General features: G+C 55.7%; 14 protein-coding genes and 1 pseudogene. 9 read left to right on the top strand and 6 right to left on the bottom strand.

The genetic code is table 11. The annotated features are described in order from the left end of the window. Together Q1Y74_RS08355 and Q1Y74_RS08350 are read left to right on the top strand one after the other, a co-directional pair. Entirely contained in the window at window positions 1-2355 is a 2355-nt protein-coding gene (locus tag Q1Y74_RS08355) for a BamA/TamA family outer membrane protein (RefSeq protein ID WP_300813802.1), read from the top strand. Window positions 2356-2479: 124 nt separating this feature from the next. Then, the gene (locus Q1Y74_RS08350) at window positions 2480-3391 is read left to right on the top strand and encodes a nucleotidyltransferase (RefSeq protein ID WP_300813791.1); all 912 of its coding nucleotides are present in this window, start codon (window positions 2480-2482) and stop codon (window positions 3389-3391) included. Window positions 3392-3704: 313 nt separating this feature from the next. Here the strand turns inward: Q1Y74_RS08350 and Q1Y74_RS08345 are convergent, their stop codons facing one another. After that, a complete protein-coding gene (locus Q1Y74_RS08345) occupies window positions 3705-4664 on the bottom strand; it encodes a FimB/Mfa2 family fimbrial subunit (protein ID WP_300813789.1) in 960 nt (319 codons plus the stop codon). Window positions 4665-4832: 168 nt separating this feature from the next. On the opposite strand from Q1Y74_RS08345, the gene Q1Y74_RS08340 reads away from it, so the two are divergent. From Q1Y74_RS08340 to Q1Y74_RS08330, 3 genes are all read left to right on the top strand, one after another. Next, complete coding sequence (locus tag Q1Y74_RS08340; protein ID WP_300813801.1) at window positions 4833-5459, top strand: hypothetical protein; 627 nt, start codon at window positions 4833-4835, stop codon at window positions 5457-5459. 39 nt (window positions 5460-5498) lie between these two features. After that, window positions 5499-6062 carry a cob(I)yrinic acid a,c-diamide adenosyltransferase gene (locus Q1Y74_RS08335; protein WP_300813786.1) on the top strand — a complete coding sequence of 188 codons (564 nt, stop codon included), beginning with the start codon at window positions 5499-5501 and terminating at the stop codon, window positions 6060-6062. Between the two features lie 312 nt (window positions 6063-6374). Further along, on the top strand, window positions 6375-8798 hold the full coding sequence (locus tag Q1Y74_RS08330) for a DEAD/DEAH box helicase (protein ID WP_300813784.1): 2424 nt from the start codon (window positions 6375-6377) through the stop codon (window positions 8796-8798). A gap of 97 nt (window positions 8799-8895) precedes the next feature. On the opposite strand, the gene Q1Y74_RS08325 is transcribed toward Q1Y74_RS08330, so the two are convergent. Beyond that, entirely contained in the window at window positions 8896-9393 is a 498-nt protein-coding gene (locus Q1Y74_RS08325; protein ID WP_300813782.1) for a GNAT family protein, read from the bottom strand. 202 nt (window positions 9394-9595) lie between these two features. Here Q1Y74_RS08325 and Q1Y74_RS08320 point away from each other — a divergent pair, with 202 nt between their 5' ends. After that, complete coding sequence (locus tag Q1Y74_RS08320) at window positions 9596-10486, top strand: YitT family protein (protein WP_300813780.1); 891 nt, start codon at window positions 9596-9598, stop codon at window positions 10484-10486. 454 nt (window positions 10487-10940) lie between these two features. Here Q1Y74_RS08320 and Q1Y74_RS08315 read toward each other — a convergent pair whose 3' ends face one another. The 4 genes from Q1Y74_RS08315 to truA form a co-directional block, all read right to left on the bottom strand. Next, on the bottom strand, window positions 10941-11588 hold the full coding sequence (locus Q1Y74_RS08315) for a DUF3256 family protein (protein ID WP_300813778.1): 648 nt from the start codon (window positions 11586-11588) through the stop codon (window positions 10941-10943). 79 nt (window positions 11589-11667) lie between these two features. After that, window positions 11668-12147: a GAF domain-containing protein gene (locus Q1Y74_RS08310; RefSeq protein ID WP_300813775.1), complete on the bottom strand. Its 480-nt coding sequence runs from the start codon at window positions 12145-12147 to the stop codon at window positions 11668-11670. Between the two features lie 21 nt (window positions 12148-12168). Beyond that, on the bottom strand, window positions 12169-13068 hold the full coding sequence (locus Q1Y74_RS08305) for a DMT family transporter (protein WP_300813772.1): 900 nt from the start codon (window positions 13066-13068) through the stop codon (window positions 12169-12171). A gap of 28 nt (window positions 13069-13096) precedes the next feature. Continuing rightward, a complete protein-coding gene (gene truA, locus Q1Y74_RS08300) occupies window positions 13097-13849 on the bottom strand; it encodes a tRNA pseudouridine(38-40) synthase TruA (RefSeq protein ID WP_300813769.1) in 753 nt (250 codons plus the stop codon). 191 nt (window positions 13850-14040) lie between these two features. Here truA and Q1Y74_RS08295 point away from each other — a divergent pair, with 191 nt between their 5' ends. From Q1Y74_RS08295 to Q1Y74_RS08285, 3 genes and pseudogenes are all read left to right on the top strand, one after another. Then, window positions 14041-14727 carry a DUF5715 family protein gene (locus tag Q1Y74_RS08295; protein WP_300813767.1) on the top strand — a complete coding sequence of 229 codons (687 nt, stop codon included), beginning with the start codon at window positions 14041-14043 and terminating at the stop codon, window positions 14725-14727. Between the two features lie 141 nt (window positions 14728-14868). Next, entirely contained in the window at window positions 14869-15348 is a 480-nt protein-coding gene (argR, locus tag Q1Y74_RS08290) for an arginine repressor (RefSeq protein ID WP_300813765.1), read from the top strand. Between the two features lie 96 nt (window positions 15349-15444). Continuing rightward, window positions 15445-15539: pseudogene (locus Q1Y74_RS08285) on the top strand (GNAT family N-acetyltransferase); the annotation flags it as partial.

The following is a 15539-nucleotide window of genomic DNA, read 5'->3' as shown; positions in this document are numbered from 1 at the left end:
ATGAAACGGTTCATGACCGGCCTGGCGCTGTGCCTGCTGCTTGCAGCCTGCTCCACCACGCGGAACCTGCCCGAGGGGGAAGTCCTCTACATCGGGCAGAAAGGGATGATTGTGGACAATCCCACCCCCACCTCCGTAGGCAATACGGCCCTGGAGGAAGTGGAGGCAGCCCTTGCCACGGCTCCCAACAACTCCTTCCTGGGCAGTTCCACCCTGCGTATGCCCTTCCCCGTGGGGCTGTGGATATACAACGGCTTCGTGAACTACGAGAGCGGCCTGGGACGGATGATATTCAACCGGTTCGCCTCCAAGCCCGTGTTCCTCTCTACGGTCAATCCCGACATACGCGTGAAGGCAGCCAAGAACATCCTGCGCGACTACGGCTATTTCAACGGAGATGTCAGTTACCAGACCTTCTATGACCCCAAGGACACGCTGAAGGTGAAGCTGCAATATACCGTGAACATGCGTAACCCCTACTTCATCGATACGGTCTTCTTCAGCGGTTTCAACGAGCGCACCCTGCGCATCATGGAGATGAGCCGCCGCCGGTCACTCATCCGTCCGGGCGAGCAGTTCAACGTCACCGACCTCGACGGCGAGCGTACCCGCATCAGCAGTCTGCTTCGCAACGTGGGTTACTACTATTTCCGCCCCGATTACCTTACCTATCAGGCAGACACAACGCTGGTGCCGGGCGGACATGTGGCCATGCGCATGGTACCCGTGGCCGGCATGCCCAAGGACGCCGAACGGCCCTTCTACGTAGGCAAGGCCTCTTTCTATCTCTATGGGAAACAGGGAGAGCTGCCCAATGACAGCCTGATTTACAAAGGCCTGCGGATATATTACCACGACAAGTTGCGGGTGCGCCCCAACATGCTCTACCGCTGGATGAACTACCAGAACTACCGCCGGAAACAGCAAGTGGCGGACAGCACGGGCATAGCGCGCCGCCGTTCGTATCAGAAGCTGTACAGCGAGTACCGGCAGAGCCGCATCCAGAACCGCCTGAGCAGTGTCGGCATCTTCCGCTACCTGGACATGCAGTACACGCCGCGCGACACGGCCCTCCTCTCCGATACGCTGGACCTGAACGTAATGGCCATGCTGGACAAGCCCTACGACGCAGAGCTGGACTTCAACGTAAAGATGAAAAGCAATAACCAGGCAGGCCCGGGAGCCGCCTTCACCCTGACGAAGAACAACGTCTTCGGCGGCGGCGAAACCTGGAATGTGAAACTGAGCGGCTCCTACGAATGGCAGACAGGCAAGGACCGCTCGTCGCTGATGAACAGTTACGAACTGGGACTTTCCAGCTCGCTGACCTTTCCGCGCGTAGTCTTCCCGCAGATGGGCGACCGCGAATACGACTTCCCGGCCACCACCACTTTCCGTCTGTATGTAGACCAGCTGAACCGGGCCAAATACTACAAGCTGCTGGCTTTCGGCGGCAACGCCACCTACGACTTCCAGCCGAAGCCAACGGCCAAGCACAGCTTTACGCCCTTCCGCCTGACCTTTAATGTACTGCGCAATCCTACGGAAGAGTTCAAGAACCTCCAGGAAGAGAACCCGGCCCTATACGTCAGCCTGCGCGACCAGTTCATACCCGCCATGGAGTACACCTATACGTACGACAACAGCTCCCTGCGCGGCGTGCGGAACCCCATCTGGTGGCAAACCACGGTGGCTTCGGCTGGCAACGTCACATCACTCGTCTACCGTCTCTTCGGCCAGCCCTTCAGCCAGCGGGACAAGAAGTTGCTGGGCGTGCCCTTTGCCCAGTTCCTGAAGCTGAACAGCGAGTTCCGCTACCACTACCGCATAGACAGAAACCAGATGATAGCCTCGCGCGTGGCGGGCGGCGTGGTCTGGTCTTACGGCAATGCCACAACGGCGCCCTACACCGAACAGTTCTACATAGGCGGTGCCAACAGCGTACGCGCCTTTGCAGCCCGCAGCGTGGGTCCCGGCGGCTACCCTCCCGACAAGGATAACAAATACTCCTTCATCAACCACGTGGGCGACATCCGTATGGAAGCCAACGTGGAATACCGCTTCCGCATTGTGGGCGACCTGCACGGAGCCGTCTTCCTGGATGCCGGCAACGTCTGGCTGATGCGTCCCGACGAAGCCCGTCCCAGCGGCGAACTGACCCTGAAGAATTTTGCCAAGCAGATAGCGCTGGGCACCGGTGCCGGCCTGCGCTACGACATGGATTTCCTGGTTTTCCGCCTCGATTGCGGAGTGGGACTGCACGACCCCTACGAGACAGGCAAGTCGGGATATTACAATATCCCCAAGTTCAAAGACAGCCTGGCGCTGCATTTTGCCATCGGTTATCCTTTCTGATAATGCTTTTGGAAGATTTTTGCTAAACAATGAACCAAAAGCATCCATTTGTTGCCGTTTATTTTTGTACATTTGTGCCGTTATCAGCACAGATATACACTAACCTTTTAAAATAATAACTTTTATGAAACCAACTTTATTCTTATTGGCAGCCGGCATGGGAAGCCGTTACGGTGGCTTGAAGCAATTGGACGGACTGGGTCCGAACGGTGAAACTATTATGGACTATTCCATCTACGACGCCATCAAGGCGGGATTCGGCAAGCTCGTTTTCGTAATCCGTAAAGACTTCGAACAAGACTTCCGCGACAAAATCATTTCCAAATACGAAGGCCACATCCCTTGTGAGCTGGTGTTCCAGTCGCTGGATGCCCTTCCCGAAGGCTTTACCTGTCCCGAAGGCCGTACCAAGCCTTGGGGAACCAATCACGCTGTTATGATGGGTGCCAATGTGATTAAAGAACCGTTTGCGGTTATCAATTGCGATGACTTCTACGGCCGTGACTCCTTCCAGGTTATGGGCAAGTTCTTGTCAAATCTGCCCGAAGGTTCCAAGAATGTTTACTCCATGGTAGGTTTCCGTGTTGGCAATACACTGAGCGAAAGCGGTACAGTATCCCGCGGTATCTGTGGCACAGACGACAACCATCTGCTGACTTCGGTTGTAGAACGTACCAAAATACAGCGCATGGATGGCGAAGTGAAGTACCTTGACGACAACGACGAATGGGTGGCTACTCCCGATACGACGCCGGTAAGCATGAATTTCTGGGGCTTTACTCCCGACTATTTCGCATACAGTGCCGAATACTTCAAGACTTTCCTTAGCAATCCGAAGAACATGGAGAACCTGAAGAGTGAATTCTTCATCCCCTTGATGGTGGACAAACTGATTAATGAAGGCACTGCTACGGTGGAAGTGCTCGATACGACCAGCAAGTGGTTTGGCGTTACTTATCCTGAAGATCGTCAGAGTGTGGTAGACAAGATTCAGGCTCTGGTAAACGCCGGTGAATATCCAGCCATGTTATTCTGATAAAGTTCGGAATAGAATACAAAGCGTGGGGCACCCCCTAAGGTGCCCCACGCTTGCATTCTGCAGGGACCGTAATCAGAAGAGCCAGATTGCGCCGGCCTCCTGATTCCACAGTATTTACTGAATAAAAAAAGTTCTGAGGATTGGGAACCTCAGAACGGATTAATCTGGAACTTGGGCTAAAGCCCAATCCGTATCAGCCCCGGGCTGAGCATGTACACACATGAAGGGCAAACAGATTTCCAGATGTCTGCCCTTAAAAAGAATCTGCTTGCAACGGCACCTCAGAAAGCATAAAGCGTAAGCCATCTTTTCAATTCAACGAGGAGATGTCTATGGTCTGGCTGAACTCATTCCAATTGGTGACCGTAAAATTGCCTGTCGACTCTTCCGAAAACACATCACCCAGGGTCAGGGTGAGTGTCAGTTTCGTATTGGCATTGAACGGGCCGTTCAAGACCTGTTTGAAGGTTTTGACCGTACCGTTCTTCAGTGTAATGTACAGCTGGAATTCCGATTTGCCGTAAGAAGGAAACAGCATGACGGTGGCACAGCTCATCTCGGTACCGTCCACCGAGCGTTGCAGGGGGAAGGATACGCTGCACGGATTTCCCTGCGGTTTTCCGGTATAGAAGTTCAGCTCGCTGGCAATGTTCGTGACGCATACCGTCATGCCGCTTATGCTGGAATTGAGCACTCCGTTGTCCTGGTCTTTGACAATCACCTTCAGTCCGGCCACGACACGCTGCAGCGATGCGCTCAGCGGTTCGGTACCGACGGTGGCAGACTCCACGGCATGCACCATATCGAAGGCCGGATAATAGGTCGTGTCTGCCGCCATCTTCACCAAACTGAATTTTTGCAACTTCATGTCGGCACCGATGCTGTAAGCGGGTTCCCTGACTATGGGATTGGTATACTGGGGGTCTTCGTAAACAGGCATGCCCCAATAAACCATGTTATAAGTACCGGCAGGCAAAGAAATGACCCTGTTGACAGAATCTTCATAATACGTTCCGTCCTTGACGTAGTAATAGGCATAGAGAGGGGTCAGAATATTGTTTACATAGTTGCCGTAGTAAACGGAGCTGTTTGCCTGACAGGGCGAAATGGTCAATACGCCCGTAAGAGGACTAAAGCCGCCCGCAGTACTGACCAACATATCCAATTGCGGAGTAATCAAAGGCGTTTTTTCAACCATGACAGGCGGATTGTCGTCGGCGCAGCTGAAGACCATGGCCGCCAGCGCAGCAAGATAAAGAAGTTTTTTCATCTGTTGTTATACAAGTTATAGGTTACTTTTCCATACCACAACGTTTTCTGCCCGAAAAGGTTTGAGAAACGCCGAAAAAAAAGGTGCTCAAGTTTACGAAACCAAGATGACTGTTCTATAAATAAGTTTTCTATCTTTGCGCAGTCAACCATGCAGAACAAAGAAGCCATGAACCGCATTACCCTTGCCCTGAAACGTCCTTTTGTCCGGCTGGGCCGCATACGCCACCGCCGAGGCTACGGGGTACATTCTCCATTCGCCTTTAACCTGATAACAAGGGTGATTTACGAGCGGGCTCCTTATTACAAGTACGAGGACTTACTGGCCGCCGAAAAGCACAATAAGGCCAGCCGCGCATGGAGGCATGAACCGCTCAGGGTGAAACGGCTGCTGTTCCGGCTGGTCAACTATGCCCGGCCCGCTACGGTGATAGACGCCGGTACGCTTTCGGCTTCGGCCCTCTACCTGCGCGCCGGCAGAGAGAATGCCGTCTACACGGGCGCCTCCTCCCTGTCAGAGCTATTTCTGGAGGCTGGCGTTCCTGTCGACTTTCTGTACCTGCACGACTATCGCCACCCAGAGTTTGTAGAGGAGGTGTTCAACCTCTGCGCAGACCGCTCCTCTCCACATTCTGTGTTCGTTGTGGAAGGCATCGGCTATACGTCCAAGATGAAAAATCTGTGGAAACACATGCAGAAGGACAAAAGGACGGGAATCACCTTCGACCTTTACGACCTCGGCATCATATTCTTTGACAAGTCGAAGAACAAACAAAGCTATATTGTAAACTTCTGACTGAACATAATAAAACCTAACCAATTATGATACATTGTTATGAAAAAGAGCCTTGTCTATACACGCACCGGTGACCGTGGAACCACGTCATTGGTGGGCGGGACACGCGTCCCGAAGACCCATGTCCGACTGGAAGCCTACGGCACAGTGGACGAACTGAATTCACAGCTGGGCCTGCTGGTCACCTACCTGACCGACAGCCAGGACCGCAACTTCCTGCAACGGGTACAGAACAACCTGTTTGTAGTGGGCACGCATCTGGCCACCGACCGTTCGCAAACCACGCTGAAAGCGTCGGGCATCATCCCGCCCGAGACGGTGGAGGAGATGGAGCACGAAATAGACCGTCTGGACAGCCTGCTGCCTCCCCTGTCGGCGTTTGTACTCCCGGGCGGAGGACGCGGGGCGGCCGTCTGCCACATCTGCCGCACTGTCTGCCGCCGTGCCGAAAGACGGATTCTCGCCTTGTCCGAAGAGGCAGAAATATCTCCCGAAGTACTGGCCTACGTGAACCGTTTGTCAGACTATTTGTTCGTTTTGTCACGTAAGTTGAACCAAGACGAGAAAAAAGAAGAAATATTTTGGAAGAATAGTTGCAAGTGAGATAAATTGTTATACTTTTGCCGGAAAATAAAGATATAAGACTTAATATTTACAATTTTAATACTCAGGGGCGAGATATATGAAAGCATCGAAGACATCTGGCCCGACTATCCCAGCAAGGAAGACTTTTTCTTCAACGAGGAAGAATATTGATACGTTTTATCCTGAAACACTGCTTGCGGTACGCAGGAGGAATCTGAACATAGAGAGGGGGTACTTCAATGGCCTGTATCACGGCTGGAAGTCCTCCTTTTTTTGTTGGCAAAGAACCGGAATTAGAATTAACAGTATATAGAACATTGACTGATTGATATGGAAGCAGCAACGACCCACCGTTTGCCCGAATTGAAGCAAAGAGAACTGCCCGACGGCTGCCGGGACGAAGTGAAAAGCCTCTTGAACGAAGTCTACGGATATGAACAGTTCCGCGAGCTGGAGATTTATGCCGACCTGTCCAAAGGCAAGGACAAGCTGAACATCTCGCAGGGACAGGTGATAGAGCATGTCATCCGAGAGGCTGAGAAGTCCTGGAACGGCAGCACGCAGGCCGACAACATTCTGCTGACAGCCCCTACGGGTTCGGGCAAGTCCTTGCTCTTCCAGTTGCCAGCCATCTATCTGGGCCGCAAGTACAGCCTGCTCACCCTCGTCATCTCACCGCTGAAGGCGCTCATCGTGGACCAGGTGGAAAGCCTGCATGAGCAGGGATACACCCGCGTGGCCTACGCATCGTCCGACCTTTCGCCCGAACAGAAGGCAGCTGCCTACCGCCAGGTGCGCGAAGGCGAAACAGACCTGTTCTACCTCTCGCCCGAGCTGCTGCTGTCCTATGACATACGTCACTTTGCCGGCGACCGCCGCATCGGCATGGTTGTGGTGGACGAAGCGCACACCGTGACCACCTGGGGCAAGGAGTTCAGGGTGGACTACTGGTTCCTGGGACGATACCTGAGCACGCTGAAGCAAAGCCTGGGCTATGACTTCCCGCTGTTTGCCCTGACCGCAACCGCCGTGTGGAACCCCCAAGGGGGCAACGACATGGTGTTTGAAACCATCCGCTCGCTCCAGATGGAGCCTTGCGTGCTCTACGCCGGAACGGTGAAGCGGCGCAACATCGGGTTCGACATCCGCCAGATGGAGATAGAAGAGGGAGAGACCTACGACAAGGCCAAGCAACGGGTCATCAGCGCCCGCATTGACGACTTTCTGGACGGACACAAGACACTGCTCTACTACCCCTTTGCCGGCGGCATCGACATGCGTCTCAAAAGCTGGGTGAAGTCGGCGGACTGGCACCTGGTGGCATCTTACTACGGCAAGAAAGACAAGGAACAGAAAAGCGCCATCGTACAGGAATTCAAGGAAGGCACCAAGAAGATGATTGTAGCCACGAAGGCCTTCGGCATGGGCGTGGACATCAGCGACATAGACCGCGTCTACCACGTGGCCCCCTCCAGCACGTTCGTGGACTACATTCAGGAGATTGGCCGCGCCGCACGCGACGCGGACATCCAGGGCATCTCGGCGACCGACTTCCACGAACGGGACTTCTACTACATGAAACGCCTGCACCAGAGCGGCAACATCTCGCAGGAACAGCTGTCGCTGATCCTGTCCAAGCTGATGGAGGTCTACCGCATGAAGGGCGGAAAGGAGGAAATGCAGCTCTCCCTCTCCGACTTCGAATTCGTGGTGAAGCTGCCGCGCATGAAGAACAAGCTGGAGTATGAAGCCGAGCTGGGACAGTTGATAAAGACCGCCCTGCTATGGCTGGAGGACGACCTGGCCCGGCGCTACGGACAGCACCTGCTGGAGGTCAGTCCCCAGAATCTGCTGACCGAAGGCTACATACAGGACAAGACGGGCGATGCCTTCGCCCGCGAGTTCAGCGCCTACCTGACGCCCGTGGAAGGCGAGGCGGACGTCTACAAGGCGCGGCTGGACGCCCTGTGGGAAGAACGCTTCCCCGAACTGGGCTTCAAGGAATTCAAGCAGAAGCTGAGCGGAGGCACGCTGCGCGAAGGCTCGCGGGCAGTGGCCGTGGGCAAGCACGAAGTGTTGCTGAAGGAAGACGCGGACGAGATACGCCGCCGTCTGGACGAGCTGTTCAGCGCCCTGAAGGCACTGCTCACCGACAAGCTGCGCAAGACCAAGGGCCGCTTTGACGAAGAAGAGCTGCGGGCCCTGTTTGCCGAGCACAACATGGACGTGCGCTCCGCCAAGCGGTTCATCGGCTCCCTGCTGGAGTCGCGCACCGAAGAGGGGCGCAGCGTGAGCTACATCAGCGTGGCCAAGAAGAAGGAGTCCAACGAACTCTCCTTCACCGTCACCAAAGGCTTCGACCTCCTGCTATCGCGCTACCAGAAACTGTTTGTACAGCGCATTGCCGGCAAGAAGGGCGAACGCCTGACCTTCTACTGCACCCCCTACTCCGACCTCAACATGCTGCTGAACCTGCTGTCCATGCTGGACTGCCTCTCCTTCTGTGTGGAAGGCGGAGGAACGCCCTGCGTACACATCCGCTTCAACGATGCCGAACGCCTGCTCGACATTGCCTCCTCGGGCGAATACCGCAACCTGATTCTGGACAACAACGAGCGCATCTTCGAGGAACAGATAGAACTCTTCACCTTCTTCTTCGGCTCGAGCCACCTGACGGACAGCCGCCGCTGGGACTTCGTGGAAGACTACTTCACCGGAATGTCGGTGGAGGAGCTCAAGAGGAAATACGGTTGAGAGCGGTGAGTGGTCAGTGGTTAGCGGTGAGTGGTTAGCGGTTAGTAAGCAGCGGTTATCTTCCATCCGCAGGACACTCACCGCTCACCACTAACCGCTAACCGCTAATCTTCTGGTATGCCAGCCGTTCGTCTCCGTTCAGCAGGTAGATGATGCCGCAGTAGCGGAAACCGTGCTTGGTGAGGATGTGCTGCAGGATGAGGTTGTCGCGGTGCGTGTCTGCCCGCAGGTTGGGCACTTGCCTGAAGCACCAGTCCAGGCAGGCCGCCGCCACGCCCCGGCTCGCTTCCGTGCCGGCCAGGCGGTGGATGGTGGCGTAGGGGCGCGTGTTGTCCAGCCAGCTGCCTTCGTAGATGCGGGCATAGGTGGGGTCGTTGCCGGGAATGAAGGCAAAGGTGCCAATGATTGTCCCTCCGTCGTCGAGGCAGACGTAGCTGTTTCCGTTGCGGATGTCTCTCATGACCAGCTCGGCCGACGGATAGCCGCCCGTCCACTGCTTCATGTTTCCGGCCTTGCGCATGATGCGCTTCCCCTCCTCGAACACCTCCATGACGGCGGCAAGTTCCTCCGGTTTTGTTTTCCTGATTGTTATCATCGGTTCGTATTTTTGGCTTACAAAAGTAAACAATTTGCCCCACACCCCCAAGCGGCAGCGAGTTTATACCTCTTTCGTTTGCTATCACACATTTATTCACTACCTTTGCGCCTCGAAAAACAAGCCCTGCCCCGGCAGCGGTCCCAAGGCCGCCGGACAAGACTGACACCGGAGAGACAACCAACTTATTACTTATTTATAAATGAAAACAATCCCAACAATCCCCTCGAAGCAGAACATGCTCCGGGAAATGAAAGACTACCTGATGATTGCCTTGGGCATGATCATGTATGGCATCGGCTGGACCGTGTTCCTGTTGCCCAACGACATCACTACCGGCGGCGTTCCGGGTATCGCCTCCATCATCTTCTTCGCCATCGGCTTTCCGGTGCAGTACACTTATTTTGCCATCAACTTCCTGCTCCTGCTGCTGTCCATCCGCATCCTGGGGTGGCGATTCAGCATCAAGACCATCTTTGCGGTGTTCACGCTGACCTTCTTCCTCTCCGTCATCCAGAAGCTGACCTCGGGCCTGGTACTGCTCCACGACCAGCCTTTCATGGCCTGCGTCATCGGCGCCTCGTTCTGCGGCGGCGGCATCGGCATCGCCTTCTCGTCCAACGGCAGCACGGGAGGAACGGATATCATTGCGGCCATCATCAACAAGTACCGCGACATCACGCTGGGCAGGGTGATGCTGATTTGCGACCTTATCATCATCTCCTCCAGCTACATCGTCCTGCGCGACTGGGAAAAGGTGGTCTACGGCTACGTGACCCTCTACATCTGCAGCTTTGTCCTGGACCAGGTGGTGAACAGCGCCCGCCAGTCGGTGCAGTTCTTCATCATCAGCGACAAGTACGAAGACATTGCCCACCACATCAACATCTATCCGCACCGCGGCGCCACCGTCATCAACGCCTCGGGCTTCTATACGGGCCGCGAAGTGAAGATGCTCTTCATCCTGGCCAAGAAGCGGGAATCGCCCATCATCTTCCGGCTCATCAAGGACATCGACCCCAACGCCTTCGTTTCGCAGAGCGCGGTCATCGGCGTGTACGGCGAGGGCTTCGACAAGATTAAGGTGAAGTAAACGGCCGGACAGAGCAAGAAGCCGTCCGGCTTTCGGGCACGGATTGCGCGGGTTTTCGCGGGGCACACAGGCTCCCTGAAAGCATTCATCCACGCAGTCCGTGCCCGAATTGTGTTCTGCAAGGCCGGACGGGCGGCGCGCAGGCGGCAGGGCGCCGTCCTTCCGGCCTGAAAACCAGTGTCCGGGCCACGCAAGCTCCGTCCGCGCGCCATGCAAGCACCGTCCGCAAGCCGTGCAAGCTCGGTCCACGCACCGTGCAAGCTCCGTCCGGACGGGGCACGGGCACTGTGCCTGCGAACTTCATTTCAAAGGCAATCGAACGGCTATTCCAAAGGCGTTGGAACAGGTATTCGAAAGGCTATCGAATGAGTATTCCAAAGGCGTTGGAATAGGTATTCGAAAGGCTATCGAACGGGTATTCCAACGCCTTTGGAATGGAAGGGAGGGAGAATTGTCACTCTCCGGCGGGGAGAAAACGCCCTTCTTTCCACACGTAGGTCAGCGGACGGCGGACGAAAGGTTTCAGCTTCTCGGCCGCCTCTTTCTCCATCAGGTCGGGGGTGGTGAAGGTGAAGGTCAGGGTGGCGTCCTGCTCCGAGAGGTCGGCCTTCATCAGGAGAAGGTCGGCCTGGCGGAAGGCGTCGCGCACGCCGTAAGAGACCGTGTCGGGCAGGGAGGGAAGGAAATCGGCCTTCACGGGCAGCGCGGGCAAATGGTCGGCAAGGGGCAGCTCCTGCCAGTCGGAGGTGTAGAAGCGGATGTGGCTGTCGGCCACAGGCGCGCTGACGGTGGACACCGTGCAGATAATCTTCGTGCTGTCGTTCACAGGCAGCAGCTTCATCTGCCACTCGCTCCGGGGCGTGGTCTGGAGGCGGATATAGTCCGCCGTGAGGCGGGTCATTTCCGACTTGCCGCCCAGGCGGTTGGAGACTTCGGCCTTCATTTTGCTTTCCAGAAAGTCCACAAAGTCGGCCCGGTTGACCGAGGTGAACAGGGAGCTTATCGAGTCGGGCATGTTGATAAAACAGGTTTTGGCCTCCTGCGCCCGCACCAGGCAGAGGGCGGCTGAGAAAATATACAGCAGAACAATCAGTCTTTTCATTTTTCGTCTATATCCGTTTATAAAGTTTCGTGGGACGGCCTGCGCCGTCCGCCAAATATCCATGTTTTTCCGCCATGCGTCAGCGGTACGGCCGGAGCCGCGCACAGACTTCCTCCAGAAAGCGCGCATCCGTGTCGTCAAAGCTGTTCAGACAGTCGCTGTCCACATCGAGCACGCCCCAGACCTCGCCTCCGTCCAGGAGGGGCACCACGATTTCCGACCGCGAGAGCGAGCTGCAGGCAATGTGCCCCGGAAAGGCGTCCACATCGGGCACCACCAGCGTGCGGCCTTCCTGCCAGGCCGAGCCGCAGACGCCCCGCCCCTTGCGGATGCGGGTGCAGGCCACCGGGCCCTGAAACGGAGCCAGCACCAGTTCGCCGCCCTTCACCAGATAAAAACCCACCCAGAAGAAGCCGAATGTCTCCTTCAGGGCAGCCGTCACATTGGCCAGATTGGCCGTCAGGTCGTCCTCGCCTGCCAGCAGGCCTTCTATTTGCGGAAGCAGGGCGCGGTATTTCTCCTCCTTCGTCCCTGCGCTGATGTACAAGTCTTCTGCCATTCCTTTTGTCCAAACGTTGCGTTATTTGCTCCCCAAATATAGGAAGAACATTCCTATCAGCACCAAAATCAGGTCGACAGCCTTGCTTTTTAAATTCTTTTCACGGAAGAAGAGGGCACCGAAGAGGAAAGAGACCACCACGCTGCCGCGGCGCACCATGGAAACGATGGAAATCATGGAGTCTTCGTAGCTGAGGGCATAGAAGTAGACAAAGTCGGCCGCACAGAGGAAGAGGGAAATGCAGAGAATGGTCCAGTCCCAGCGGAAGGGGGTGCTGTGCCTGCGCTGCGGATACCACAGCAGCAGGATGACGGGACACATGATGAACACCTGGTAGACGTTGTACCACGACTGCACCAGCATGGGGTTGAGCTGCGTCATCAGGTACTTGTCGTACAGTCCGCTCAAGGCACCCGTCACGGCAGCCATCACCACAAAGAAAATCCACTTGTTGTGCTTGAAGTCGATGCCCTCCTTCTTGCCCGAGCGGCTCAGCATGAAGAACGAAAGCACCGCCAGCAGCACACCCACCCACTGATAGAGGTTCAGGCGCTCGCCGAAGATGAGCATGGCGCCCACCAGCACCATGACGGGGCGCGTGGCGTTGATGGGGCCTACGATGGTCAGGGGCAGGTGCTTCATGCCGAAGTAGCCGAAAATCCACGAGGAGAGGACGATGAACGACTTCACCACAATGTACTTATGCTCCGCCCAGCCCGCCGAGGGCACGTAGAACAGGGTTCCGTCCAGCGTGCCCGGCGCGAAGGCCGAAAGCAGGATGAACGGCAGGAATATCAGGCTGGAGAACAGCGTGTTCAGAAAGAGTACGGGCAACACGGCGTTGTCCCGCAGTGACTGCTTCTTGAAGGCGTCGTAGAAACCCAGCAAGGCAGCCGAAAGGAAAGCAAGTAATAACCACATGTCTGTATCGAATATTGCAATAGTTGAATCAGGGCAGGAAGATGTCCTCGGGATAGGTCACGTCTACCAGGAACAGCGCGTTGCCGGGCACCGACGTGCCGGCGCTGCAACGGTCCTTCTGCTCGATGATGCGGCAGAAGCCTTCCACCGTGAGCTTTCCCCGTCCCACTTCGAGCAGCGTGCCCACCACGGCGCGCACCATGTTGCGCAGGAAGCGGTCGGCGCGGATGGTGAACATCCACGTCACGTCGTCCACCTGCGTCCACTCCGCCAGGGTCACCCGGCAGAGGTTGGTCTTCACGTCGGTGTGCAGCTTGCTGAAACTGGTAAAGTCGCTGTACTCGTAGAGTCTGGCGGCCGCCCGGTTCATTGCGCCGAAGTCCGGCGTCTGGAAGAGACGGCAGCGGTACTGGCGGTCGAAGGGCAGCTTGGCCGTAGTGACATAATACTGGTAAGTGCGCGATGTGGCATCAAAACGTGCATGTGCATCGGGCTTCACGGCCCGCAGGCGGTACACCGAGATGTCTGGCGGCAGCAGGCGGTTCAGCTTGTCGGCCATGAAGGCCGTGTCTATGGGCGTCTCGCTGTCAAAGTGGGCCACCATCAGACGGGCATGGACGCCCGCGTCCGTACGCCCCGCTCCCGTCACCTCCACCTCGCGCCTCAGCAGGGTGGAGAGCGCCTTCATCAGGCACTCCTGCACGCTGGCCCCGTTGGGCTGTATCTGCCAGCCGTGGTAGGCCGCACCGTCGTAAGCCAGATAAATGAAATATCGTTGCACAGTCTTCCGTTTTCGTAATTTAACGGCCGCAAAGGTACGTGAAAAAACTGACATACTGAAGCCGGGACTTCCAATAAGGTCCCCGACCGACAAAAAAAGAGAAAAACGTCCGGACGGTTTTCACCGGAATGGGTTATCTTTGCAGGCTGTAAAAAAAACTTAAGTCATAAACATTAATATATAGAAAGAAAATGAAGAAAACCAACTACCGTCCCGTCGCCCTGCTGGTGCTGGCCGCCCTGTTGGCTTCAGTGCCCTTTACCGGCTGCGGCAAGAAGAAAGACATGTCCATGAAGATGAACGAACCGCGCAACATCCACGGCGTCATCAGTTACAAACGCTCCTTCGGCGACCTGAACGAAACCCACCTGAAAGCCGCCAGAGCGGTGGGTATCGCCCCGCTGGCCTCGCGCGAAGAGGCCGAAGCCATGACCGGCAAGCTGGCCCACATCACCACCAACGAGCTCTATGCCGTAGACTCGCTGACCCACTCCATTCCCTACCTTACCTACGGAGCCGCCGCCCTGCTGGACAGCATAGGCAGCAACTTTCTGGATTCGCTTGCGTCCAAGGGCCTCAACCCCAACAAGGTCATCGTGACTTCGGTGTTGCGCACGCAGAGCGACGTGAAACGGTTGCGCCGCCGCAACCTCAACGCCACCTCCAATTCGGCACACTCCTACGCCACCACCTTCGACATCAGCTGGAAACGTTTCCAGAAAGTGGAAGACCCCGACGGACGCCCCATGCAGGATGTCAGCGCCGACACGCTGAAGCTGGTACTCTCCGAAGTGCTGCGCGACCTGAAGAAGGCCGACGAATGCTACGTGAAGTACGAACTGAAACAAGGTTGCTTCCACATCACCTCGCGTAAATAAGGAACGGATGCCTTAAGACCGCTCCCCCAAGAACGGCCGCAGAAGTTTTCTGCATATCAAAGCTAAAAAAACGCATTTTATGTATATTCTTTCCAAAAATAACGCTAATTTTGCGCCGTCAAAGAATAATTATGCAAAACCATGAAGAAGAAAGCCAATCGTTTAGACGCCATCAAAATGATTATCTCCAGCAAAGACGTCAGTTCGCAGGAGGAACTGCTGCAAGCCCTGGGGCAGGAGGGTTTTGAACTGACCCAAGCCACCCTGTCGCGCGACTTGAAGCAACTGAAAGTGGCCAAAGCGGCAAACATGAACGGAAAGTACGTCTACGTGCTGCCCAACAACATCATGTACAAGCGTACCAGCGGACAGACCACCAGCGAAATGCTGATGACGAGCGGATTCGTCTCCCTGCAATTCTCGGGCAACATAGCCGTCATACGCACCCGGCCCGGCTATGCCAGCAGCATGGCCTACGACATAGACAACCGCGAGTACGAAGGCATCTTGGGAACCATTGCGGGCGATGACACCATCATGCTGGTGCTGCACGAGCACGTGACACACGGCGAAGTGAGAGACTTTCTTTCTGAAATCATCCCGAACATACCTTTGAAGTGAGATAAAGAGACTGAAGAATGCTGCCGCAACGGTCTGAAGGAAACGCACGGCCATCCTTCGTTACGTTACTTAAATATATAAACTGAAACAATAGAAATGGATTCGAAACAAATTGAAGTCATGGTGGCCGACGCTTCACACGAAGTCTACGTCGACAAGATTTTGGATACCATACGCGAAGCAGCTAAAGT

The organism is uncultured Bacteroides sp., from assembly GCF_949298305.1.
GTDB lineage: Bacteria > Bacteroidota > Bacteroidia > Bacteroidales > Bacteroidaceae > Bacteroides.
The sequence above is the reverse complement of the archived record's forward strand: the minus strand, read 5'-3'. Positions and strand labels throughout refer to the sequence as shown.